Genomic DNA, 22,052 nt, shown 5'->3' with positions numbered 1-22,052 from the left:
CCTTTGCTTTAGTCTACTCCGTTTTTTGCGCAGATATCAGCGAGACAGCATCTGTCGCAATAAGGCCTGGTTCTGGCAGTACAGACTTCCCGTCCGTGGTTTACCAGGCGGTGACAGAAGTCATTTCCCTCTTCCGGCGGAATGATTTTCCACAGTGCCATTTCAACTTTCTTAGGATCCTTGATTCCATCCACAAGGCCAATCCGGTTGGTGAGACGAATGCAGTGTGTATCAGTGACAATAGCTGGTTTACCGAATACATCGCCCATGATCAGATTGGCACTTTTGCGTCCTACACCAGGGAGGGCGAGAAGAGCGTCAAAGTCACATGGAACATTGTCATGGTATTTTTCATGCAGGATTTTCATGCATGCGCTGATGTCTCTGGCTTTACTTTTTCCCAGTCCGCAAGGCTTTACAATCGCTTCAATTTCTTCAGGGGTAGCTGCTGCAAGTGCGGCTACGTCCGGATATCTGGCATACAGATCCTGCACTACAACATTGACTCTGGCATCTGTACACTGTGCTGCCAGCCGTACGCTAACCAACAGTTTCCAGGCTTCGTCGTAATCAAGAGTGCAATCTGCCAGGGGGTATTCTTTCTTTAATCGATCTATTACTTCAAGAGCGAGTTCTTCCTTTGTCATTTTGTAAAATCCTTTCATGAATGATGTATTCATTGTAATTGGAAATCTTCGATTTTGCAAGTTTATGCTGCGCTATTTTGTATGAACTTAGGAAAAAGTTACTGGTCACGGAGTGACCAGTAATGGGAAAAAAATCACTGTTGACTCTGCAGACAGTAACAGAAAAAGAGTAATACTTCAGAGTGAAAATGTGAATATTGTTAAAAAAAATCCCGCGACAGCTATATATACTGCCGCGGGATGCACTTTTTAGTTTAAATGCCAGATATCTTTATTATACTGTGCAATGGTTCTGTCAGAAGAGAAGAATCCTGCCTCACCGATATTTGCAAGCATTTTCTTTGCCCAGCTGTTACGGTCTTCATAATCTGCAAATACCTGATCTTTAACTTTAATATAATCTTTGAGATCCAGCAAAGTCATAAACCAGTCTTTATTCAAAAGCTCGTTATAGAAGTTTCTCAGATGTTCCTCTTTACCAAGCTTCAGCATCGGCTCGCTGACAATAAAATCTACATACTTTTTAATATCAGCATCTCCCTCATAAATTGATCTGGAATTGTAATCCATCTTCTCATAATGCTTGATAATTTCATCACTGGACTCACCAAAGATATAAATATTATCCTTGCCAACCAGATCGCTGATCTCAACATTTGCTCCGTCCATAGTACCAAGAGTAATAGCACCATTCAGCATAAACTTCATGTTTCCGGTACCGCTTGCCTCCTTGGAAGCCAGGGAAATCTGCTCGGAAATATCGCAGGCAGGGATCAGTTTTTCAGCAGCACTTACATTGTAGTTTTCCACCATAACAAGCTTCATATAAGGTGCTACGTCCGGATCATTCTGAATCAGGGGTTCCAGAGTCAGAAGCAGATGAATGATATCTTTTGCAATGTAATAAGCAGGAGCTGCTTTTGCACCAAAGATGAAAGTAATCGGTCTTTCCGGTTTCTTTCCGTCTTTGATTTCCAGATACTTATAAATAATATAAAGAGCATTTAACTGCTGACGTTTATACTCATGAAGTCTCTTGATCTGGATATCAAAAACACTGTTTTCATCAATCTCGATGCCAGTATTTTCCAGAACAAAATCCTTGCAGATCTTCTTTGCATTTGTCTTGATCTCAAGCAGCTGATCCAGAACCTTCTGGTCATCTTTGTAAGCCAGAAGCTTCTTCAGTTCATCGGCATCTTTCTTATAACCCTCTCCAATAAGTGAAGAAATAAACTTGGTCAGTGGCTGGTTGCAATACATTAACCAGCGGCGGAAAGTAATACCATTGGTCTTATTATTGAATTTTTCAGGATAAATTTCATAAAACTGATGCAGCTCGGAGTTCTTCAGAATCTCTGTATGAAGGGCTGCAACACCATTGATTGAGAAGCCATAATGAATGTCCATATGTGCCATATGAACCAGATTATTGCTGTCAATAATAGCAAGATTTTCAGCCGGATATTTGGCTTTTACTTTTTCATCCAGCTTGCGGATGATCGGAACCAGCTGTGGAACAATGTCTTCCAGATAATGGATTGGCCATTTTTCAAGTGCCTCAGCCAGAATTGTATGATTGGTATATGCACATACATGGGAAACGATTTCAGCAGCTTCATCAAAGTCAATTCCACGCTCACCAAGAAGGCGGATGAACTCAGGAATGATCATACTTGGGTGAGTGTCGTTGATCTGAACAACAGCATAATCAGCCAGATCATGAAGGTTGCTTCCCTTGGAAACTGCCTCATCCAGAATCAGCTGAGCGGCATTGCTGACCATGAAATACTGCTGGTAAACACGAAGCTTACGTCCATCTTCATCACTGTCATCCGGATACAGGAACAGTGTCAGATTGTGGAGAATATCCTTTTTGTTAAAGGTAATTCCATCATGAACCATGGACTCATCTGCCAGATCAATGTCAAAAAGATTAAGGTGGATCGCTTTGTTTTCATAGCCTGCAACATCAATACTATACATGGTAGATTTCAGGGAAAAACCTCTGAAAGGAACCATATAAGTTACATTTGTAGCAGTCAGCCAGGAATCAGGAGTGATCCATGGATTCGGTACTTCATGCTGAAGATTGTCTTCAAAAACCTGTTTGAAAAGTCCAAGATGGTAATTCAGACCAATACCTTCTCCAGGAAGTCCAAGTGTTGCAATAGAATCCAGGAAACATGCAGCCAGACGTCCAAGACCACCATTTCCAAGAGATGGTTCCGGCTCAACAGATTCAATTTCTGCAAGAGATTTGCCATTTTTTTTCAGAAATTCTGCAACCTCATCGTAGATTCCAAGATTGATCAGATTGTTGGAAAGAAGCTTACCAATGAGAAATTCGGCAGAAATATAGTAAATTTTTTTCTTGCCATCGTGATAGCCTTTTGCAGCTAACTGCTCTTTTGTATAGGTGAGAAGTGCTTCGTATACTTCCTGGTCGGTACATGCTGCGCAGTCTTTGTGGAACATGTTCTGGATCATAGTTTCTAAAGCTTTCATAATTATTTTCTCCTTTCGAGAGCGTGTGAATGATGCTCGTCTGAAATCCACCGGTATGCCTGATGCCGTGGACATCACCTTTGTTCGATGGTGTTATATTAGCATATGCATCTCTTAGAAAAATACAACAAAACTGTTCTGTTATGACATTTTTTTGCGGAATTTGTGAGGGGACAGCTGATTGGCTTCCTGAAATTTTTTTATAAAATAACTGGTATTGTTAAAACCTACATCTAGAGCAATGTCCGTCACAGATGCATCTGTATGCAAAAGCAGGGACTTTGCCTTTTCAAGTCTGTAGTCATTCAGGTAGGCTGCTGCTGTTTTTCCGGTATACTGTTTGAACAGCTTCATAAAATAGAATTCACTGTAATTGGAAAGACCGGACAGTTCCTTTACAGACAGAGGCTCACGGTAATGGGCACTGATATAGTCCAGGACCTTTTTTACAGATAAAAGATTCCTGTTCTGTTCGGCATCTGTAGTAATGATGTAATTTCCTGCCAGCATTTCATAAAAAAGCCCATAGAAAAGTCCTTTCAGCTTCATATAATAGAAGGGCGGTTTTTCCTTGTGGCATTTATGGATCTCGCAGAAAAGATGGAAAATATTATTATAATTTTCATTGGCAGGAGTGATCAGATGGGTGAATTCTGCCCGGTTCTCCATAAGCAGGGAGATTACTTTTTCCTGACAGAGATCCCCTGCAGGACCCGCCAGAAAGCTAAGGTCAAACACCACGCTTCTGTAATATAAAATATGTCTGGAATCTGACTTGATTCCATGCAGAACACCGCTGTTGACAATGAGAAGATCTCCCTCTTTCAGACGCAGTGTTTCCCGGTTAAGCCTTGCAAGCCCGTTTCCCTTGTCAATACAGATGATCTCCATTTCTTTATGCCAGTGGTTGTATAAGGAGCGGAAAATCTCACAATTATCTGTATAAGTTTCTACTGGCAGCTCAAAAGAACCATGGGTTTCAAGCTCCTTCATGGTTTCGTCTACGTTTGGTGAAATATCAGGTATTTTATCTGCCATGGCATCCTCCCTGAAAATGAGTATTATCCACAAGCTTCACGAAGCATGCAGAATTGTGTTATCTATGAACTTTGTTCACAAAAACGCCTCGCGGAACGTTACCAGTGAACCGTAACGAAATGTAAACAATAGCGAAATTTGTTTGCTTATAATTAATATATGTTATCATTGTCTTGTATTATACGTTATGCGTCAAACCTTCGCAAGTCTGTAGAAATTTTCGAAAATCTGACGCTTTTATTGGAAAAGAAAACCAGGTGGTTTATAATAAGGATTAAAAGAGCTGCTGTTCAGTATCTGCACATTGACAAAAGCGGTTACTTAATATTCGCTCTGGATGTGCAAAAGATACAGCGGAAAGGAAGGCATTTTGAAGATAGATTTTAAACATGCAAGAGGCGTTTTCGAGGATTATTTAAATGGATATGACAGAGAAGATGAAAAGATAAAATTAAAAATCATTCACACATATGGGGTGGTAAAAAGTGCTCGTGAAATTGGTCACAGAATGCATTTGAATGAGGAAGACCAACAGCTTGCGGAGCTTATTGCCCTGCTTCACGATATTGGAAGATTCCAACAGCTTCGTCTTTATAACAGCTTTTCACCGGACACTATGGATCACGCTGCATTCGGTGTACAACTGTTATTTGAGGGAGAAAATCCGATGATCAGCAGATTCATAGAAGACCGAAGCTATGATGACATCATTCGCGTGGCAATTGCCAGACACAGTGATTTCAGGCTGGAAGGAATTCAGGACGAAAGAACTCTTTTCCACGCAAAAATGATCCGCGATGCAGACAAGCTGGACAATTGCAGAGTGAAGCTGGTGGATTCTGTGGAGGCTATGATCGGTGTCCCTCAGGAGCATGCCGGAGAAGGCAAAATATCTCCAAAGGTATGGGAATCCTGCCTGAGAAAAGAGGCAGTTTCATCTCCTGACCGGATTACATCCCTAGATTACTGGGTATCCTATGCAGCGCAGTATTATGACCTGAATTTTAAGGAAACATGGCGGATCATGAAAGAAAAGGATTACATTTCCAGGATTATAAAGCGGTTGGAATATAAGGAGAAAGACACCAGGGAAAAGATGGAAATACTGGAGCAGCAAATGAACGCTTACATGGAGAAAATCCTATGCTGAGCTCTCAGATTTCCTACCAGATCATCCGCAGCAGCCGCAAAACTATTAGCCTGGAAATTAAGGCTGATGGCAGTGTTGTTGTACGCGCGCCTCTCCGTCTTTCCGAAGCAAAAATTCAGAAATTTGTGGAAGAAAAACAAGAATGGATCCTGAAAAATCTGGAAAAAATCCAGAAAAGAGATGCACAGAAGGAGAACGTACAAAAGCTGTCTGCCCTGGAAAGACAGCATTTGCAGAATAAAGCCTGCGTGGTAATTCCAAGGCGAGTGGCATATTATGCAGAAAAGTTAGGGGTAAGCTATGGGAAAATTACCCTGCGTCAACAGAAAACAAGATGGGGAAGCTGTGCCGCAAATGGAAATCTGAATTTTAACTGGCTGTTAATTCTGGCACCTCCTGAGGTGCTGGATTATGTGGTGGTCCATGAGCTTTGCCACCGTAGGGAAATGAACCATTCCCAGGCATTCTGGAAAGAAGTTGAGAAGATCCTTCCAGATTACCGGGAAAGACAAAAGTGGCTAAAAGACAACGGCTGGAGATTAATGGAGGAGGGTTTTTAATGAGAAAAAAAGGAAAAAAATGGTTCGGTTTGCTTATTGCAATCGTATTTTTATGTGCATTCTGTGTACCGGTAGCGGCTGCGTCCAAGCTTCCCAGATTACAGGTAAAAGGCACACAGCTTGTAAACAGCAGTGGGAAAAAAGTACAGCTTAGAGGTATCAGCACCCATGGTCTGTCCTGGTATCCAGAGTATGTAAATCAAAGTGCATTTACTTTTATGAAGAAAAACTGGAAGGTAAATGCAGTGCGTCTTGCCATGTATACTGCTGAATATAACGGCTATTGTACCGGGGATGCATCCAATCGGCGTAAGCTGGAAGCGTGTATTGATAACGGTGTAAAATATGCCACAAATGCAGGTATGTATGTGATTATTGACTGGCATATTTTAAGTGATGGAAACCCTCAGCAAAATCAGAAAGAAGCTTTGAAGTTTTTCAAAAAAATGGCAAAAAAATACAAAAATAATACCAATGTGATCTACGAAATCTGTAATGAGCCAAATGGAGGAACATCCTGGAGTACAATAAAAAAATACGCTGAAAAGATTATAAAAGGTATCCGCACCTATGACAAAAAAGCTGTGATTCTGGTAGGAACGCCCAACTGGTCACAGGATGTAGATCAGGCTGCGCTTTCCCCGGTTAGTAAGAAATACAGGAAAAACGTAATGTACACCCTGCACTTTTACGCAGCAACACATAAGGAATGGCTGAGAGATAAAGCACAGGCTGCCCTTGATAAAGGACTGCCGTTATTTGTATCCGAGTTTAGTATCTGTGATGCTTCTGGAAATGGTGGACTTGATAAAGCTGAAGCAAAAAAGTGGCTGACTTTCCTGGATAAAAACAATATCAGCTATATGGCATGGAGCCTGTCAAATAAAGCAGAAAGCTCTGCGTTTATAAAATCCGGCTGCAGTAATACAGGAAAATGGTCCTCAAAGAATCTGACAGCAGCAGGAAAATGGATTACAAACTGGTATAAAAAGAAATAAAAAGAAATAAAAAGAACACATTGGAAAGTGTTTTTTTCTATAGTTTTGAGAATTTTGAGCAGTTGCAAATCAAAATATAAATGACTGAAATGGAGTTAATTAAGTGGAAATAATCGCAGATCTTCACATTCATTCCAGATATTCCATGGCAACAAGCAAGCTTGGAACCCCGGAATATCTGGATCTGTGGGCAAGAAAAAAAGGAATTTCTTTAGTGGGAACCGGTGATTTTACCCATCCTGCCTGGCGGGAGGAACTGAAAGAAAAGCTGGTTCCGGCAGAAAGTGGACTGTATCGGTTAAGAGATGAATATGTGCTGGAAGAGGCGAAAATGCTTCCTGGGGGAGCTCCCCGTTTCGTAATTACAGGGGAGATCAGTTCTATCTATAAGAAGAATGGAAAGTGCCGCAAGGTGCATAATGTACTTCTTTTATCCGGCCTTGAAGAAGCAGATAAAATAGCTGGGAGACTGGAAAAGATTGGAAATATTCACTCAGACGGAAGGCCAATACTGGGACTTGATTGTCACGATCTTCTGGAAATTTTACTGGAAAACTGTGCCGATGGAATGCTGGTTCCGGCACATATCTGGACTCCCCACTTCGGGCTTTTTGGTGCCGCATCAGGGTTTGATACCATGGAAGAATGTTTTGAAGATCTTACTTCATATGTTCATGCTGTGGAAACGGGATTATCTTCAGATCCACCTATGAACTGGCGTTTATCTGCACTTGATGGACTTCAGCTGATCTCAAACTCAGATGCACATTCTCCATCAAAGCTTGGAAGAGAGGCTAACTTACTGGACATTGAATTGTCCTATCAGGGACTTTATGGTGCTGTCCAATATGGAAAAGGTTTTCTTGGAACACTGGAATTTTTCCCGGAAGAGGGAAAATATCACTATGATGGACACAGAAAATGTCACATCTGTCTGAGTCCGGAAGAAGCAGAAAAGTATCATGGAATATGTCCTATATGTGGGAAAAAACTGACTATGGGAGTGAATCACAGAATTATGGATCTGGCTGATAGAGAAAATGGGTTTGTGAGAAAAAATGCCAGACCTTTTGAGAGCATTGTACCTCTTCCTGAGGTGATTTCTGCCTGTGTTGGAAAGGCTGTAACCACCAAAACAGTCACTGGTGAATATGAAAAGATGCTTCAGAAACTGGGAAATGAATTTGATATTTTAAGGGAAATTCCCATTGCGGATATTGAGAAAGAAAGTAGTCACATGATTGCTTCAGGCATTCGGAAACTTAGAAACAGAGAAGTAATCTGTAAACCTGGATTTGACGGCGAGTATGGGAAAATCTGTCTGTTTTGAGGAAAAGGCTGTTTTTTGAAAAAATATAGATGAATGTGGTATAAGGAACGGTGAAATGATAGAAAATAAGAGAATTAAAATTGGAATTATTTCAGATACACATGGTCTTTTACGGACAGAAGTTCTGGACATATTACAGTCCTGTGACTGCATTTTTCATGCTGGAGATGTGGACAGACCGGAGCTTCTGGATACTATAAGATCATTGGGCGCTTTATATGTAGTGCGAGGAAACAATGATGGATACTGGGCACAGAATCTGCGAAGAAGCTTGAACTTTACAGTTGGAAATGTGAAATTCTTTATGGTTCATGACAGGAAAGATGTTGCCTGGGAGTTAGGGGATACCCAGGTGGTGATTTTTGGACACAGTCATCAGTATTTTGCAAAAGAAATTGACGGAAGGCTGTGGCTGAACCCTGGAAGCTGCGGCAGAAGCCGCTTTGGTGGAGACGTGACCATGGCAGTTATGACCGTGGAAAACGGCAGCTGGCAGGTGGAAAAAATCGTGCTCTGAACAGTTGCAATGTGGAAAAAAGGAATATCCAGAACACAGTTTTACAATTATGTTGTAGAAAAATTGGGAAAAACAGGGGAGAGAATTGTCGAAAGATGACATTGCAATTTTAACAAGATAATGTATAATAGGGCAGAAGAAAAAGCCATGAAAGAAATGAGGATTTGCAGTGGAGAAAAAAGAAATCGATGTAAAATTCATTGTAGGAATTGTCATTCTTCTGGTGATCTTTGGCGTAGTAGGCGGCTCGTTCTGGAATCTGGTTGCCAGACAGGCACAGAAAGACAAACAGGAGGAAGCCCGTCTGGAAAATGAAGCCATAAGAGCTATTTATGTGGAAGCCGGAGATATACTGAAGGAAATGGTATTCGTAGATATGGATAAAAAAACTGTTTTCAAGGCAGCGATTCCCAAGGAAGGAATTTATAACAAAAATGATAAATTAATTGCCGGGGATACCTTGGAAAATGGAGATATGGTGAAAATCTACGGTGACAGAAATATGACAAGATCCATCCCTGCACAGTATCCAGGGATTACAAAGATGAAGCGAAATGGCAGGGCTTCTCTTGAGGAGCTTCAGCCTTATCTGGAAATTGCAAATGAACTTCTTTGTGGAGACAGCGAGGAGGAAGACAAAAAGTGAAGTATCTGAGGCAATTTTGTATTATTTTGCTGGTTTCAGCGTTGGGTGAGGGATTACATATCCTTTTGCCTCTTCCGGTACCGGCCAGTGTATATGGTCTTGTGCTGATGCTTGGAGCACTTGCAAGCGGAATTCTGAAACTTGAGCAGGTAGAGGAAGCAGCAGATTTTCTGGTTGAAATTATGCCGGTTATGTTCGTTCCTGCAGGTGTGGGACTTTTGGAAGCGTGGGGTGATCTGCAGCCAATCTGGCTTCCTGTTGTGCTCATAACAATTCTGACAACCGTCATTGTAATGGTAGTTACTGGACGCAGTACTCAGTTTGTGATCAGAAAGGACAGGGGGAAGGATAAGAAATGATAAATTTTATAGAAAATTCCCTGTTTTTCGGGGCGGCATTAAGTCTGGCTGGATATGAGGTCGGTCTTTTGCTGAAGAAAAAGTTTAAAATGGCGCTGTTTAATCCTCTTTTGATTGCAATTCTATGTGTAATGGGAATGCTTCAGCTTATGCAGGTGGATTATAAGACCTACAATGCAGGCGGTCAGTATATCAGTTATCTGCTTACTCCTGCTACAGTATGTCTTGCGGTACCGCTTTACAGACAGCTTACTCTGCTTCGTAAGAATCTGAAAGCTGTCGTTATAGGAATTGTTTCCGGTGTACTTGCAAGTATGGTTAGTGTCTTGATTTTTGCAAAGCTGTTTGGACTTTCCCATTCGGAGTATGTTACTCTGCTTCCGAAATCCATTACTACAGCCATTGGAATGGGTGTATCGGAAGAACTTGGCGGACTTGTTACGATCACGGTTGCAGTTATTATTATCACTGGTGTGCTGGGAAATGTGATTGCGGAGGCAGTCCTTAAAGTGGCAAAAATTGAGGAGCCTATCGCGAAAGGTCTGGCACTTGGAACTTCAGCCCATGCCATAGGTACATCTAAGGCAATGGAACTGGGTCCTGTAGAAGGTGCTATGAGCAGCCTGGCAATTGCCGTTGCCGGACTTCTTACTGTTATCGCCGCTTCTGTGTTCGCTGGATTTATGTAAAAACATGTTTGTGGATTAACTACTATGAAAGTATAGCGAATAAATAAGCCTGTAGACATGTTCATTTAGATTTTGTAAAAAGGAAAACGTCTGATTCTGTTTGAAACAGGTTCAGACGTTTTTTTATCACTTAAAAACGAACGGATATTCGAAAATTACTGATTCATACCGTTTTATAGGACTGATATTGTGGTAGACTAGTCTCATAAAGAAAATATGTTCGGAAAATACGTTCGGTATTTGATGGCGGATGATATTGGAGTTTGGGAAACGGAGGAGATATTATGTGGAAATCAGGCAGAAATATTAACAGCAGAAGAGCTGCCCTTGCAGAGGGATATATGGAGGATACACAGGAGAGCCGCGGCAGGAAATTTTCCGGGAGCACAGCCATGATACTGGGACTTTTTATTACGTTGGAGCTCATGATCGGGGGAGCTATGATCTTTAATTATGATTTTCATGGTGCAGATCTTATTGCTCTGCTCTTTGCTTTTATGGTATTATATTCTGGAGTCGTAGCAGTATTGACAGATAAATAGGAGTAAGGATATGCCAAAATCTTTCCAGCAGAAACTGAAAATTTTATATCTTATGCGAGTCTTTTCTGAGAAAACAGATGAGGCACATCCCATGAGTGTGAAAGATCTGATTTCCTATCTGGAGAGTCTGGGAATTCATGCAGAGCGGAAGACGATATATGACGATATAGAGACTTTGCGTGTGTTCGGAATGGATATTATGAATCGAAGAGAGAGACCGTCAGGTTTTTATCTTGCAAGCCGTGAGTTTGAGACTGCAGAGCTGAAGCTTCTTGTAGATGCTGTTCAGTTTTCCAGATTTCTTACTGTTGGGAAATCGCGGCAGTTGATCCAGAAACTGGAGCACTTTACCAGTATTTATCAGGCCAAAGACCTGCAGCGGCAGGCAATCGTACTGGATCAGGTGAAGAATACAAACGAGAGCATTTATTATAATGTAGATGAGATACACAGAGCAATTTCACAGAACAGACAGATCAGCTTTCAGTATACAGAATGGACAGTGTCCAAGGAGAGACATCTGAAGAAAGGTGGAGCTCGCTATCAGATCAGTCCATGGCAGATGATATGGCAGGATGGTAATTATTATCTGATAGGAGTCGATGAGAAGAGTGGCATTGTGAAGCATTACCGCGTAGACAAAATGTTGAAGATCCTTACAGAGAATGAAGCAAGAAATGGTGCCGAACTCTTCCGGAAATTTGACAGTGCCAGATTTGCTGCCGGTACTTTTGGAATGTTTGGAGGCCGTGAAGAGAAAGTTAATCTGGAATTTGAGAACCATCTTGTTGGTGTAATGATTGATCGATTTGGTCAGGATATTATGATTATGTCCAAGGACAATGAGCACTCCGTCACCAGGGTACAGGTGAATGTAAGTACACAGTTTTATGGCTGGCTTGCTGCCCTTGGAAATAGCGTGAGAGTGATTTCACCGGAGAATGTGCGAAAAGAATACCGGGATTTTTTAAAAAAAGCCCTGGAGAACTATGAAGGATAAAAGCATGACGGTTAAATCCAGACTTTTGGAGTTATTAGAACAGCATAAAGGTGAAACTTTATCTGGTGAGGATATTGGCAGGGAGCTTTCCTGTACACGAGCCGCAGTTTGGAAGGCTGTGAATAGTCTGCGCCAGGAAGGATACCCCATTGAGGCCGGACCGAATAAGGGATATATGCTTGCAAGAGAGAGTAATCTGATTTCAGCAGAGGGGATCAGACTTTTTCTGGATGATCCACAGGTTGAGATAAAAATATTTGATGCGATCAGCTCTACCAATCTGGAGGCCAGGCAGCTGGCTGTGAGCGGAATGGCTGGACACGGCTCTTTTGTTGTTGCCATGGAGCAGACAGCAGGAAGAGGACGAAGAGGCAGGGAGTTTTATTCTCCTAAAGGCAGTGGAATTTATCTCAGTGTTATTCTGGAACCGAAGGGGACACTGGAGGGCAGCCTTCTGATCACTACTGCAGCAGCTACTGCAGTGTATAAGGCTGTGAAAGAAGTATGCGGTGTAAAACTTGGAATTAAATGGGTAAATGACCTGTACAAAGATAACCGTAAGGTTTGTGGTATTCTTACAGAGGCAGTCACAGATTTTGAAAGTGGAAATATAGAATTTGCGATTGTAGGAATTGGGCTGAACCTGTACGTTGAGCAGGAACAATTCCCAAAAGAGCTTCAGGAAATTGCCGGAGGAATCTACGAAGATGAACAATCCTCCAGAACTGCGGACAGGAACCGCCTTGCAGCGCAGATTGTGAACTATCTTCTGGAAGAAACCCGGGAATTGAAATTGTCGGAAGAATACGTGGAACATAATATTGTTCCAGGAAATGAAATTACAATTACAGATAATAAAAGCAGCAGAAGTGCCAGAGCATTAGCGATTTGTCCAGATGGGAAATTGCTGGTTCAGGAGACTGATGGCACTCAGAGTAAGCTGGCTTTTGGAGAAATCTCAATAAAAATACCGCCGATAAAATAAATTTATCGGCGGTAAAGTTATTAGAAATATTATGTGGCAGATACCTGACTTTTATTGGAATAGTTACTCTATTTTGCAGAATTATTGTCTGGCTCAGCAGTAATGAATGGTTGAACTGAAGTAGTATCCGAAATTTTGATATCGGTATTCTTTATTACATTATCCGCATTCTGATCTGGCTGTGTTGTTGAAGACACTGTTGAGGCAGGTGCTGATTTTGTATTCATTTGTGGAGCGCTGTTATCAACAGGCTGTTGATAAGGACGATATGGCTGCCAATAATGTTCTGACACATCTTTTTTACAATCAGCTTTTTCGTCAGGAGAGATGCTTTTGATTTTTCCTGTAAGAAGCTGATAACCGGCAACGATGATCAGAATTCCAATGATAACAGAAGGAATCTGGTACATGATATCCTGTATAATAATAGCCAGAGAATTTGGTAAAATCCAGAAGAGCAGATCACGGAAACCATTCCAGAAAACAGCAACTCCGAAAACAATCAGGAGAATTGCCGCAATTTTAATATGTTTTTGCGAGAGCCTGATATTATTCTGAAATATACGGTCAAGATGCAGAATATAGTTATCCTCTATCGCGTAAAATTCTTCTTCCGGCAGTTCTTTCAAGTTATGAACATGGAAGAAACTGTAGAACCATAATACAGGAAGAAAGATAACCAGAGAGGAGATATTAAGCCCTCCGGCAATTGCGATAATAGCCCAGAATAGAGTCATAATGCTGATTCCCTGCTTAAAGAATCCCATATACATTTCTCCCGCACCAGGAATCAGGGAAGAGATAAAAAGCAGGAATCCCTTTTTTTGTTTTTGCATGTTAGTTACCTCCGTTTGTTATTGTATTTGAAATAGAATTAATGTAGTTGACAACTTTCTGGGGAGCATCAGAGATTCCATCTGTAATTCCATTTGAAAAATTACGTAATGAAGTTCTAATTTCCCGGCGCGTTTCAGATGATTTGGCTGTGGACTGCGGAAGCTGAGGCGAGACGAAGTCCATTTGCCCAAGGCTGAACAACATAACCAGTGCAAGTACGACTCCGACTACAGTGCGGAGCCCCTCATAGAAAAACCGCATTTTATAGGTAGCATCCGCTGCTGTTTTCTGTATCTGAATATCAGGAGCTGTAACACGTTCCATAATTGTTTCTTTCAGATAGGCGGGAGCTGAGGATGCATGATCTGTATATTCGTCCGCAAGCTGGTTAAGACAGTAGTCGCAGTGCTTCATATGTTCCAGAAATGCAATGATTTCATCAGTGTTCATCTCTTCATTTTGAAAATTATTCAGGTCATTACTATTGATATGCATTTAATCGCTCCTTTCTGCCAACATTTTTTTCAACATGTTTTTTGCACGATATAGCTGTGTCTGAATGGTCTTAGGGTTTTTGCCTTCTTTTTGCGATATTTCTGTTACGGACATCTGTTTACAGAAATGAGCAATGGCAATTTCCTTGTAAGGACTTTTCAGGCCGCTGCATATCCGAAATACCTGCTGTTCCGAATCAGACTGCAGATACTGTTCCTCTGGGGAAGAATGATTCTCCAGATCAGGAAGCTGTGAGAAATAAATATCTTCCGTTGGAATTGAACGGCGTCCGGCAGCTTTTAGGAAATCAAGGCATTTGCGTACTGCAATTTTGCTAAGCCAGGCTTTTTCATAAAGCCCATCGAAGTGGGCGAGACTTTTGTAGGCAGACAGGAATACCTCTTGAGTGAGGTCTTCTGCATCGAAAGGATTACCTACTGATTTCAGACATATGGAATATATCAGATTCTGGTATTGGTCAATCAGATATTCCAAATATTCTTCCTGTGAAATGTTATCAGCCTCCTTCCTGTCCGTTCTCTAATTATAACGCGACTGCCTGATAAAGTTCTTCAAAAATAAATAAAAATTTTGTAATTATTCAGCTGGTACTATTTTGCAAGGTGTTTTTACTATAAAAGTCCCGGATGGAAACCATGAATGAGTCATGCATGCATGAGAGAATTCATAGATATCGGATGGGCTAGAGCGTGTTTGAAAAATCATTCCCGCAATCTGCACGCCCCACTTTGTGGGAGATTGCGGTATATTTGAACACGTCCTGAAATGACTAAATACAGAGAAAAAATAAAAATTGCGGGAAGAGCATAAATAGACTATAATCAGTTTCGTGAATAAAAGATAAAAATAAATTCTGCTGTTTAATTTATGAAAGAAGGAGCATTTATGTACGATACAAAAAAGTTATATTATGAAGATGTATATAAAAAAGAATTTACCGCCAAGGTGTTGGAGTGTCGTGAGAGCAAGAAAGGCTATGAAATAATTTTAAACCAGACAGCTTTTTATCCAGAAGGAGGCGGACAGCCCAGTGACACCGGTATATTAGGCGGAATAAATGTTAAGGAAGTTCATGAGAAGGATGGAGAGTTAGTTCATTATACAGATGGGCCTTTGGAAGTTGGTATGGATGTAATAGGAAAAATTAACTGGGGCAGAAGATTTGACCTTATGCAGCAGCATTCCGGAGAGCATATTGTAAGTGGGCTGGTACATGAAGCATTTGGATATGACAATGTGGGATTCCACATGGGAAGCGATGTGATCACCATCGATTTCAGCGGAATGCTGGATGAAGAACAAATGGCCGAAATCGAAGCGAAAGCGAATCAGATTATCTGGGAAAATCAGGAAGTTGAGATTTTTTATCCTACAGAGCAGGAACTTAAAAATCTGGATTACAGAAGTAAGAAAGAGCTTTCCGGATGGGTTCGTATTGTGCGCTTCCCGGGAGCAGATACTTGCGCATGCTGTGGAACTCATGTGACGCGTACTGGAGAAATTGGAATGGTGAAGCTGCTTTCTGTAGTGAAATTCCGTGAGGGGGTTCGTATGGAAATGCTGTCAGGTAAGCGAGTGCTTGATTATCTGAACATGATAAATGAACAGAATCGTCAGATTTCCGTGAAGCTGTCTGCGAAAATGGACAAAACAGCGTCAGCGGTAGCAAGGATTCAGGATGAAAATTTTGCTCTGAAGGGAAGAGTACATGCGTTAGAAGAAGAATTTATCGTTGGCGAAGCTGCTAAATGGAAAGAAAAAGAGAATGTGGTTTTATTCCAGGAAGGAATGGAAGCAGGAAGCGTTCAGAAGCTTACAGATGCAATTTTACAGGTTTGTAAGGGGCGTTGTGCAGTATTCTCCAGGAATACAGATGGAAGCTATAAGTATGCTATGGGAGAAAAAGACGGAGACTTACGTCAGTTTACAAAAGAGATGAATGCAGTATTGAATGGCAGGGGAGGCGGTAAGCCTTTCTTTGTACAGGGGTCTGTGCAGGCTTCCGAGAAAGAAATTCGAGCCTTTTTCGAAAATAAATAGCAGTTGTTCAGTTCCTTCGCAAAAGCACCTTGCGGAATAGTTGCAATAAATAATAAAAGAGGATTGAAAAAATCCGTATTAAAGCGTGTTTGAAAAAGCATTCCCACAATCTGTACGCCCCACTTTGCGGTATATTTTGCTCGAATTCGGCTGTCGTAGCTCGCTACGACGCCCTCCTCCGGACAAAATCTCCCACAAATTGTGACGCACATCTTGCAGAAGTCCTTTTTTCAAACACGCTCTGCGGAAGAAAGGAAAAGCTGAATTATTTTTCAAGATAATCAGTGTTATATGAAGAAATGTTTGGAGAGTGTCATGCGCACCTGATCATGGATGGACTGAATTATAAAGATGCAATTTCTATTCATAAGGATCATGTAAACGATGAAGTGATACGGAAACATTTGAAAGCTTATGAAGAGCTGGGGATTGTCTTTGTAAGAGATGGTGGAGATGCATTAGGAGTATCAGAAAGAGCCAGGAGACTGGCACCGGAATACGGAATTGATTATCGTACTCCTGTTTTTGCCATCCATAAAAATGGACACTATGGATCTATAGTGGGAAAAGGCTTTGACACTATGAAAGAATACCATGTCCTTTTGAAAGAAGCGAAAAACAAAGGGGCAGATTTTATTAAAATTATGACCACGGGACTTCTGGATTTTAATAACCATGGACAGATTACCGGAACGCCTTTAGACAGGAAAGAAGTCCGTGAGATGGTACATATCGCCCATGAAGAAGGGATGGCGGTGATGAGCCATACCAATGGGATTTATGGCGTACAGGCAGCTGTGGAAGCTGGTGTGGATTCGGTAGAACATGGAAATTATATTGATCCGGAAACAATCAGAGAATTAGCTGACAGTGATAGTGTATGGGTTCCTACTCTTGTGACAATTCGAAATCTTCGTGGATGTGGAAGATATAAGGAATCAGTGCTTGATCCTATTATAGAACTGGCCGCAAAGAACCTTCGTCTGGCATACAAGTACCGAGCAAAGGTGGCTCTTGGAAGTGATGCAGGAGCTTATATGGTCTTACATGGGAAGGGCTTAATGGATGAATACCAGGCATTTATGGACATTCTGGGAGAATCCGGGGATGTGAGAGCCTGGCTGGCAGATGGAGAGAAAAGGATTCAGGACACCTTCAGGCGTCCTGAATCTTGATAGATGTATAAATGTTGGAATTTTTGGATTTTGTAGGATCAAAGGTAATGCAGATACCTGCGCCGGATTCCATATTACTGGTGGAGATATTCTTTGCCCCCTCTGTAAAGCAGGTTATGGTTGCGCCATCGCCAGTTTGAAGTGTGACGGTATTTGCTGTATGGCCTATAATTGTACCGCTGACTGTGCTGGTAAGTTCCCGGCTTCCAAGAGAATCCGGATCATCACCGGTGACTGCTGTAACAGTAACACCATCCAGTGAATTTCCCTGAAATTGGCCAGTGTAAGTTATGGTTACATAGGAGCCTGGTGCTGTTCCACCTTTAAAGTAAGAAGGAGTCTGAGACAAATCTACATTTATTGTGCTATCAGAGCCAGAGGGAAGAACTGTGAGCGTATTCAGGGAAATATTCTGAATTTCTGCATGAATCTGCTGTTCTTTTGCTGAGTCATCGGCAGGAACTTGTGCAGGATCTGGTGTTGGTGTTGGATCTGGAAGTGTAAGCGGATCAATATCTGAAATGCTTAGTACTTTCAGATGACTGGCATTAAGAGAAGAACTTTGGGTATCCTGACTGGAAGTAAACTTGCCTTTAAAATGAATGTATACCCATACACCGGTACGGATGCCATTCTGATAATATTGTTCTGTTCCAGTGATTGGATAGGTGGCTGTTTTGCCTTTTTTATTTTTTATGGTAATGGTATTTGGAGTCAGACTCTGTACTTCCCCATAGGCCTTTCGTACTTCCAGCTGATTCTTTTTGTGAAAGTCGTCTACTACTTTCAATGCTTTTACAGTGCTGGTATCCTTGTTAGAGAGCTGCCCCTCATAAATGACACTGATTTCATCTCCAGTGATCATGCCATCTTCGCATTCCAAAGTTGCTTCAGAAAGATCAAAAACGTAAGTTTGTTCCTGGCTTTCCATAGTTAGGGTGGCACCGGTGAAATCCTTAAGGGTTCCTTTGATTTCATCCATATAAACACGCTGTTTGGGTGTTTCTGAAGTGTTCTGTAAGGTGGTTTCACTCTGATCAGAAATAGAAGTATAGCTGGTGATCATATCACCGGCAGTACATCCTGACAGAGAGAACAGTACCAAAGAGCCAAGTAATAGTTTTGTGAAATTTTTCATTGTTGCTTTGTATCCTCCGAATCCGGAAATGGTACAGGAAGAAAATCGAAAACCTCTCGGCAGGCATTCCATTCCTCCGAGTTATCCGGCATACGATAGCCAAGTCCTGTACATTCTGTAGTAGCATTTGTATTCATGTAATTATTATAAAAAACATTGTAAGGATTCTGTAGTGGCGGCTGTTTTTGGCAGGATGATTTGTTTGTGGATTTTATATTCATAGAAACACTCCTTTTTGTCAAATATTTTTCCTATATAAGGGAAGATATTCTTAGAATATGCGAAAAAGAGGAGAGTATGCACAAACATTTGTCAGTGACCAGTAACGACTAATTGTTACTGTTCACTCCGTGACCAGTAACGCGCTTCGCGATGCACAGAAATCATGCATTCGCATGATTTCGCGCTAAGATTCTCGGGTTTTCTGTGAACTTTGTTCACAAAAAACACTCGCGGAACGTTACCAGTAAACAGTAACGACTAATTTATTTATGTGAATATTATAACAAATACATATTGAAATTTCTATATTTTGTGCTATAATCATTTTAAATAAATAATAGCGAAGTAGGAATTTATGCGTCAAGTGTTCATTGGCTGGGGAGTCGCCGTGAAACGAAAAGCAGCAGGACTGTTTACGATATATTTTCCGCACCCGTTGCTACATGTGAGAACATCTCATAATGTGGAGGGATTATTATTTATGGTAACTACTCTGTTATTTTAATCATTATGGAGGTGTTTTTTTTATGCGTAAAAACAAACAGACATGGAGTGTTAAGACTCTTGTATTCCTTGCACTGCTGGTAGCAATCCAGCTTGTGCTGTCACGCGTTCTGGTAATTGATCTTGGTGTATATCGAATTACATTGGGAACTGTCGCCACTGTATTGGCAGGTCTTTGGATGGGACCTGTAGCTGGTGGTGTAGAAGGTGCTGTTGCCGATATCATTGGATGTTTTATGAAAGGCTATGGAGTTAATCCACTGATTACTTTATCAGCAGTTGCCTGGGGTGTGATCCCCGGACTGGCTGGAAAACTAATGGCTGAAAAGAACAGAAAAGTAAAGACTGTTGTTATGTGTGTCGCAATTGCAGTCTCTGGCGTAGTGGGAACACTTGGACTGACCACTGCAGGACTGGTAATAATCGGAGCAAACTTCTATGCAATTATGCCAGGACGTCTTGTACAGTTTGCAATCATGACTCCAATCTACTGCGTACTTACCAGTCTTCTTTATTTCAGCCCGCTTACAGGCATGGTTGTAGGAAACATAAGACCTGCTAAGCTGGAGAAGAAGACCGTATAAATGGCAGCAGTCCAGGAGCTGAATTATATACAAAACCCCAAATTAAATAATATGGCATAAGATGGATTATGAAGCAATGCACTTACTGGAAAGTTGATTGTTTGAGAAATCAACTTGTTGAATAAGTCAAAAAATACGATTCCCAAATAAAAGGCTGTGATCAGGATAAACACTGATCGCAGCCTTTTTTAAACATGCTCTGAAAAGTTTTCAGTTTGTATGTGTCTGAACCCGGAACCAATAGGTGTAGAGATAATGAAGTCCAAGTGATTCATAAAGATTACGTGCTGGAGTGTTTCCCTCTACTACCTGAAGATAGGCCTTAGTTGCGCCTTTCTTTTTTCCTTCTTTTAGAAGTGCAGTACAAATCTGACGAGCATAACCCTTGTGTCTGAAATCTTCGCGAACATGGATAGCGTACAATCCAATATAATTTCGATCCAGAATGCCAAGCCCGGTTGCAATAATTTTTCCGTTACTCCAGATGGAGGCGCATACGGTGTCTTTTACGATGGCATGATACATGGATGGAACTACAGCACGGTGAACAGGATTAATGGTGCCTTTCAGATCAAAAAGACTTTCAATCCAAATATCTGGAATATCGTCAGTAAGAGTTACCAGATCGCAAGGCGCAGAAGGATCTGCTCCATCCAGTGAGGCTGCCATAACATTTGTTGTATGCTGGATTTCGTAGTTGCGGTTTTCCAGAAGATAATCAAAATCCGGAGAAACCAGAGGACTGATCTTAAAAATTGCAGGGCTGCCCAGTCGGGCATACTCTGCTTCGCAGAAAGAAACCTTTTCCCTCCAGGAAAGGGTAGAAGTTCCGAACTGCTCCACACTGTTTGTTCTATGTGTATAAAAATAGGAAAAACGGAGAATCCATCCATCATAAAGCTCCATTTTATGGGAGGGCCATGCATTTAGTGACATATCTTCAATTTCTTTAATGATTTTATCCATAAAAAAACCTTCTTTTATAAGTTTAGGGTCATTATACATAATTGTATCCAGCAATGCAACTGAAAATAGTCTGTTATAAGACAGATTGCTTTTTACACATCTTGCAGAAAGCCTTTTTCAAACACGCTCTAGTACATCGTTTCGTAAATAACTATACCAATCGCGTAGGATGTGAATTCGAGTGTGCAGGTATAAAAACGCAGGCGTAGCGGGCTACGCCGAGGCTTTTATACCTGTGCAATCGGATTCACAGGCAAGTGAGTGGTATAGTTATTTCGAAAACGATGTACTAGTACGGTGAATAGCCGCAAATTAATTTATACAATCTGTCTGCCAGAAATTTTTGTCCCTGCTCAGTAAGGTGAATCCCATCTGTAGTAATTTCTGAATATCCATAACGACGCGCCTTTTCATTCAATTCCTCATGCAATGTAAGATAAGGAATTTGAAACTGTTCTGATAGCTGGTGGATCATTTGTGATATTTTCTGGCGAAAAGGAAGCCAGGTTCTATAACAGGCAGGCCAGGGGAAAAGAAATGGCTCCATTAAAATAATGCGTGAATTTGATTTTGCTAATATTGTTATAAGATCTGCATAGCATTTGTAAAAAGAAAAAAGCATATTCCTCTGCTGAAACGGTGTTCTGTCCGTATTCATTATTAATCCAATATCATTAATTCCGATTAAAATTGTTATAATATCACTTGTAAAATCAGAATCACCCTGAATTCTCTGCAGAAGTCTGTTTATAGTAAAGCCGTCAGTGCCATAATTGCGTACCTGATAGTCTGAGCCGTCCCTTTTAAGACAGTCTGACAGCATTTTTACATAGCCATTGCCAAGGAAATCTCTGGAAAAGCAGTGTTCACAATCGGTGATGCTGTCACCAAGACATGTTAATATTGTCATAATTTTACCTCCGTTAATATTATACTGCAAGAACAAAAAGGTTTATAGTTTTTTTAGAAAAATTTGTAAAAAAAAGACTGGACAAATGGAGATAGAGCACCTATAATAAGACTCACCAGAAGTCATCTGGTATCGAAGGTCATCTTTTCAGATCGACTATTCCCTATTCTACGAAAGATAAAATACAGAAA

The 22,052-nt window shown here is 41.1% G+C and carries 24 protein-coding genes, 2 pseudogenes and 1 riboswitch; of the genes and pseudogenes, 15 read left to right on the top strand and 11 right to left on the bottom strand.

The features are described 5' to 3' along the window. Positions 1-8: 8 nt before the first annotated feature. The 3 genes from nth to I4V84_RS02100 form a co-directional block, all read right to left on the bottom strand. Positions 9-647: an endonuclease III gene (gene nth / locus I4V84_RS02110; protein WP_187566123.1), complete on the bottom strand. Its 639-nt coding sequence runs from the start codon at positions 645-647 to the stop codon at positions 9-11. 249 nt (positions 648-896) lie between these two features. Then, the gene (locus I4V84_RS02105) at positions 897-3,155 is read right to left on the bottom strand and encodes a glycogen/starch/alpha-glucan phosphorylase (RefSeq protein WP_195991144.1); all 2,259 of its coding nucleotides are present in this window, start codon (positions 3,153-3,155) and stop codon (positions 897-899) included. Between the two features lie 141 nt (positions 3,156-3,296). Next, positions 3,297-4,193, bottom strand: a complete 897-nt coding sequence (locus tag I4V84_RS02100; RefSeq protein WP_226836606.1) for an AraC family transcriptional regulator — start codon at positions 4,191-4,193, stop codon at positions 3,297-3,299. Positions 4,194-4,563: 370 nt separating this feature from the next. Between I4V84_RS02100 and I4V84_RS02095 the strand changes: the two genes are divergently transcribed. The 11 genes and pseudogenes from I4V84_RS02095 to I4V84_RS02045 all read left to right on the top strand — a co-directional run bounded on the left by I4V84_RS02095 (position 4,564) and on the right by I4V84_RS02045 (position 12,969). After that, the gene (locus I4V84_RS02095; RefSeq protein ID WP_334285694.1) at positions 4,564-5,343 is read left to right on the top strand and encodes an HD domain-containing protein; all 780 of its coding nucleotides are present in this window, start codon (positions 4,564-4,566) and stop codon (positions 5,341-5,343) included. Next, positions 5,337-5,903: a SprT family zinc-dependent metalloprotease gene (locus I4V84_RS02090; protein ID WP_195991142.1), complete on the top strand. Its 567-nt coding sequence runs from the start codon at positions 5,337-5,339 to the stop codon at positions 5,901-5,903. Before I4V84_RS02095 ends, I4V84_RS02090 begins: the two co-directional genes overlap by 7 nt. Continuing rightward, complete coding sequence (locus tag I4V84_RS02085) at positions 5,903-6,901, top strand: glycoside hydrolase family 5 protein (protein ID WP_118578801.1); 999 nt, start codon at positions 5,903-5,905, stop codon at positions 6,899-6,901. The genes I4V84_RS02090 and I4V84_RS02085 overlap by 1 nt, the downstream gene beginning before the upstream one ends. Positions 6,902-7,046: 145 nt before the next feature. Next, positions 7,047-8,228: pseudogene (locus I4V84_RS02080) on the top strand (endonuclease Q family protein); the annotation flags it as partial. 58 nt (positions 8,229-8,286) lie between these two features. Beyond that, entirely contained in the window at positions 8,287-8,748 is a 462-nt protein-coding gene (locus I4V84_RS02075; RefSeq protein WP_118578803.1) for a metallophosphoesterase family protein, read from the top strand. A 169-nt stretch (positions 8,749-8,917) separates the two neighbouring features. Next, positions 8,918-9,394 (top strand): hypothetical protein, encoded by a 477-nt coding sequence (locus I4V84_RS02070; RefSeq protein WP_118578805.1) that lies wholly within the window; start codon positions 8,918-8,920, stop codon positions 9,392-9,394. After that, positions 9,391-9,753 carry a CidA/LrgA family protein gene (locus I4V84_RS02065; RefSeq protein ID WP_118578807.1) on the top strand — a complete coding sequence of 121 codons (363 nt, stop codon included), beginning with the start codon at positions 9,391-9,393 and terminating at the stop codon, positions 9,751-9,753. Before I4V84_RS02070 ends, I4V84_RS02065 begins: the two co-directional genes overlap by 4 nt. After that, complete coding sequence (locus tag I4V84_RS02060) at positions 9,750-10,442, top strand: LrgB family protein (RefSeq protein WP_148462180.1); 693 nt, start codon at positions 9,750-9,752, stop codon at positions 10,440-10,442. The genes I4V84_RS02065 and I4V84_RS02060 overlap by 4 nt, the downstream gene beginning before the upstream one ends. A 284-nt stretch (positions 10,443-10,726) precedes the next feature. Continuing rightward, positions 10,727-10,984 (top strand): hypothetical protein, encoded by a 258-nt coding sequence (locus I4V84_RS02055; protein WP_148462181.1) that lies wholly within the window; start codon positions 10,727-10,729, stop codon positions 10,982-10,984. A gap of 10 nt (positions 10,985-10,994) precedes the next feature. Beyond that, complete coding sequence (locus I4V84_RS02050; protein ID WP_195991141.1) at positions 10,995-11,984, top strand: WYL domain-containing protein; 990 nt, start codon at positions 10,995-10,997, stop codon at positions 11,982-11,984. Next, the gene (locus tag I4V84_RS02045; RefSeq protein ID WP_334285693.1) at positions 11,974-12,969 is read left to right on the top strand and encodes a biotin--[acetyl-CoA-carboxylase] ligase; all 996 of its coding nucleotides are present in this window, start codon (positions 11,974-11,976) and stop codon (positions 12,967-12,969) included. The genes I4V84_RS02050 and I4V84_RS02045 overlap by 11 nt, the downstream gene beginning before the upstream one ends. Before the next feature lie 68 nt (positions 12,970-13,037). Here the strand turns inward: I4V84_RS02045 and I4V84_RS02040 are convergent, their stop codons facing one another. Genes I4V84_RS02040 through I4V84_RS02030 form a run of 3 tightly spaced genes read right to left on the bottom strand, consistent with a single transcriptional unit; the run spans position 13,038 to position 14,796 of the window. After that, positions 13,038-13,805 (bottom strand): hypothetical protein, encoded by a 768-nt coding sequence (locus I4V84_RS02040; RefSeq protein WP_148462183.1) that lies wholly within the window; start codon positions 13,803-13,805, stop codon positions 13,038-13,040. A gap of 1 nt (position 13,806) precedes the next feature. Then, positions 13,807-14,301, bottom strand: a complete 495-nt coding sequence (locus tag I4V84_RS02035) for a hypothetical protein (RefSeq protein ID WP_187566129.1) — start codon at positions 14,299-14,301, stop codon at positions 13,807-13,809. After that, a complete protein-coding gene (locus tag I4V84_RS02030) occupies positions 14,302-14,796 on the bottom strand; it encodes a sigma-70 family RNA polymerase sigma factor (protein WP_179962516.1) in 495 nt (164 codons plus the stop codon). It lies immediately after the preceding gene. A 393-nt stretch (positions 14,797-15,189) separates the two neighbouring features. On the opposite strand from I4V84_RS02030, the pseudogene I4V84_RS20265 reads away from it, so the two are divergent. Next, a pseudogene (locus I4V84_RS20265) lies at positions 15,190-15,858 on the top strand (alanyl-tRNA editing protein); the annotation flags it as partial. 383 nt (positions 15,859-16,241) lie between these two features. On the opposite strand, the gene I4V84_RS20260 reads toward I4V84_RS20265, so the two are convergent. Further along, entirely contained in the window at positions 16,242-16,562 is a 321-nt protein-coding gene (locus I4V84_RS20260) for a DUF6783 domain-containing protein (RefSeq protein WP_334285697.1), read from the bottom strand. Between I4V84_RS20260 and I4V84_RS20255 the strand changes: the two genes are divergently transcribed. Together I4V84_RS20255 and I4V84_RS02020 are read left to right on the top strand one after the other, a co-directional pair. Continuing rightward, entirely contained in the window at positions 16,494-16,643 is a 150-nt protein-coding gene (locus I4V84_RS20255) for a DUF6783 domain-containing protein (protein ID WP_334285696.1), read from the top strand. The two genes, I4V84_RS20260 and I4V84_RS20255, sit on opposite strands and share 69 nt — an antisense overlap. A gap of 3 nt (positions 16,644-16,646) precedes the next feature. Then, on the top strand, positions 16,647-17,537 hold the full coding sequence (locus I4V84_RS02020; RefSeq protein WP_334285692.1) for an amidohydrolase family protein: 891 nt from the start codon (positions 16,647-16,649) through the stop codon (positions 17,535-17,537). Here the strand turns inward: I4V84_RS02020 and I4V84_RS02015 are convergent. Next, positions 17,518-18,675 (bottom strand): hypothetical protein, encoded by a 1,158-nt coding sequence (locus I4V84_RS02015; protein WP_195991139.1) that lies wholly within the window; start codon positions 18,673-18,675, stop codon positions 17,518-17,520. The two genes, I4V84_RS02020 and I4V84_RS02015, sit on opposite strands and share 20 nt — an antisense overlap. After that, positions 18,672-18,896 carry a hypothetical protein gene (locus I4V84_RS02010; protein ID WP_118578827.1) on the bottom strand — a complete coding sequence of 75 codons (225 nt, stop codon included), beginning with the start codon at positions 18,894-18,896 and terminating at the stop codon, positions 18,672-18,674. The genes I4V84_RS02015 and I4V84_RS02010 overlap by 4 nt, the downstream gene beginning before the upstream one ends. Before the next feature lie 340 nt (positions 18,897-19,236). Continuing rightward, positions 19,237-19,338: riboswitch (THF riboswitch) on the top strand. An 86-nt stretch (positions 19,339-19,424) separates the two neighbouring features. On the opposite strand from I4V84_RS02010, the gene I4V84_RS02005 reads away from it, so the two are divergent. Beyond that, positions 19,425-19,985 carry a folate family ECF transporter S component gene (locus tag I4V84_RS02005; protein WP_195991138.1) on the top strand — a complete coding sequence of 187 codons (561 nt, stop codon included), beginning with the start codon at positions 19,425-19,427 and terminating at the stop codon, positions 19,983-19,985. A gap of 210 nt (positions 19,986-20,195) precedes the next feature. Here the strand turns inward: I4V84_RS02005 and I4V84_RS02000 are convergent, their stop codons facing one another. Further along, a complete protein-coding gene (locus tag I4V84_RS02000) occupies positions 20,196-20,951 on the bottom strand; it encodes a GNAT family N-acetyltransferase (RefSeq protein ID WP_195991137.1) in 756 nt (251 codons plus the stop codon). A 289-nt stretch (positions 20,952-21,240) separates the two neighbouring features. Next, on the bottom strand, positions 21,241-21,861 hold the full coding sequence (locus I4V84_RS01995; RefSeq protein WP_173770902.1) for a GDSL-type esterase/lipase family protein: 621 nt from the start codon (positions 21,859-21,861) through the stop codon (positions 21,241-21,243). Positions 21,862-22,052 lie beyond the last annotated feature (191 nt).

It is taken from the genome of Ruminococcus sp. 1001713B170207_170306_F1 (genome assembly GCF_015668065.1).
In the GTDB taxonomy this organism is placed as follows: Bacteria; Bacillota; Clostridia; order Lachnospirales; family Lachnospiraceae; genus Blautia_A; species Blautia_A faecis.
The sequence above is the reverse complement of the archived record's forward strand: the minus strand, read 5'-3'. Positions and strand labels throughout refer to the sequence as shown.

Bases quoted from the DNA above. Each gene is read 5' to 3' on its own strand.
- I4V84_RS02105 (WP_195991144.1), bottom strand. From the start codon at position 3,155: ATGAAAGCTTTAGAAACTATGATCCAGAACATGTTCCACAAAGACTGC.
- I4V84_RS02100 (WP_226836606.1), bottom strand. From the start codon at position 4,193: ATGGCAGATAAAATACCTGATATTTCACCAAACGTAGACGAAACCATG.
- I4V84_RS02005 (WP_195991138.1), top strand. From the start codon at position 19,425: ATGCGTAAAAACAAACAGACATGGAGTGTTAAGACTCTTGTATTCCTT.
- I4V84_RS01995 (WP_173770902.1), bottom strand. From the start codon at position 21,861: ATGACAATATTAACATGTCTTGGTGACAGCATCACCGATTGTGAACAC.
- I4V84_RS02055 (WP_148462181.1), top strand. From the start codon at position 10,727: ATGTGGAAATCAGGCAGAAATATTAACAGCAGAAGAGCTGCCCTTGCA.
- nth (WP_187566123.1), bottom strand. From the start codon at position 647: ATGACAAAGGAAGAACTCGCTCTTGAAGTAATAGATCGATTAAAGAAA.
- I4V84_RS02000 (WP_195991137.1), bottom strand. From the start codon at position 20,951: ATGGATAAAATCATTAAAGAAATTGAAGATATGTCACTAAATGCATGG.
- I4V84_RS02015 (WP_195991139.1), bottom strand. From the start codon at position 18,675: ATGAAAAATTTCACAAAACTATTACTTGGCTCTTTGGTACTGTTCTCT.
- I4V84_RS02035 (WP_187566129.1), bottom strand. From the start codon at position 14,301: ATGCATATCAATAGTAATGACCTGAATAATTTTCAAAATGAAGAGATG.
- I4V84_RS02075 (WP_118578803.1), top strand. From the start codon at position 8,287: ATGATAGAAAATAAGAGAATTAAAATTGGAATTATTTCAGATACACAT.
- I4V84_RS02010 (WP_118578827.1), bottom strand. From the start codon at position 18,896: ATGAATATAAAATCCACAAACAAATCATCCTGCCAAAAACAGCCGCCA.
- I4V84_RS02060 (WP_148462180.1), top strand. From the start codon at position 9,750: ATGATAAATTTTATAGAAAATTCCCTGTTTTTCGGGGCGGCATTAAGT.
- I4V84_RS02045 (WP_334285693.1), top strand. From the start codon at position 11,974: ATGAAGGATAAAAGCATGACGGTTAAATCCAGACTTTTGGAGTTATTA.
- I4V84_RS02050 (WP_195991141.1), top strand. From the start codon at position 10,995: ATGCCAAAATCTTTCCAGCAGAAACTGAAAATTTTATATCTTATGCGA.
- I4V84_RS02085 (WP_118578801.1), top strand. From the start codon at position 5,903: ATGAGAAAAAAAGGAAAAAAATGGTTCGGTTTGCTTATTGCAATCGTA.
- I4V84_RS02090 (WP_195991142.1), top strand. From the start codon at position 5,337: ATGCTGAGCTCTCAGATTTCCTACCAGATCATCCGCAGCAGCCGCAAA.
- I4V84_RS02040 (WP_148462183.1), bottom strand. From the start codon at position 13,805: ATGCAAAAACAAAAAAAGGGATTCCTGCTTTTTATCTCTTCCCTGATT.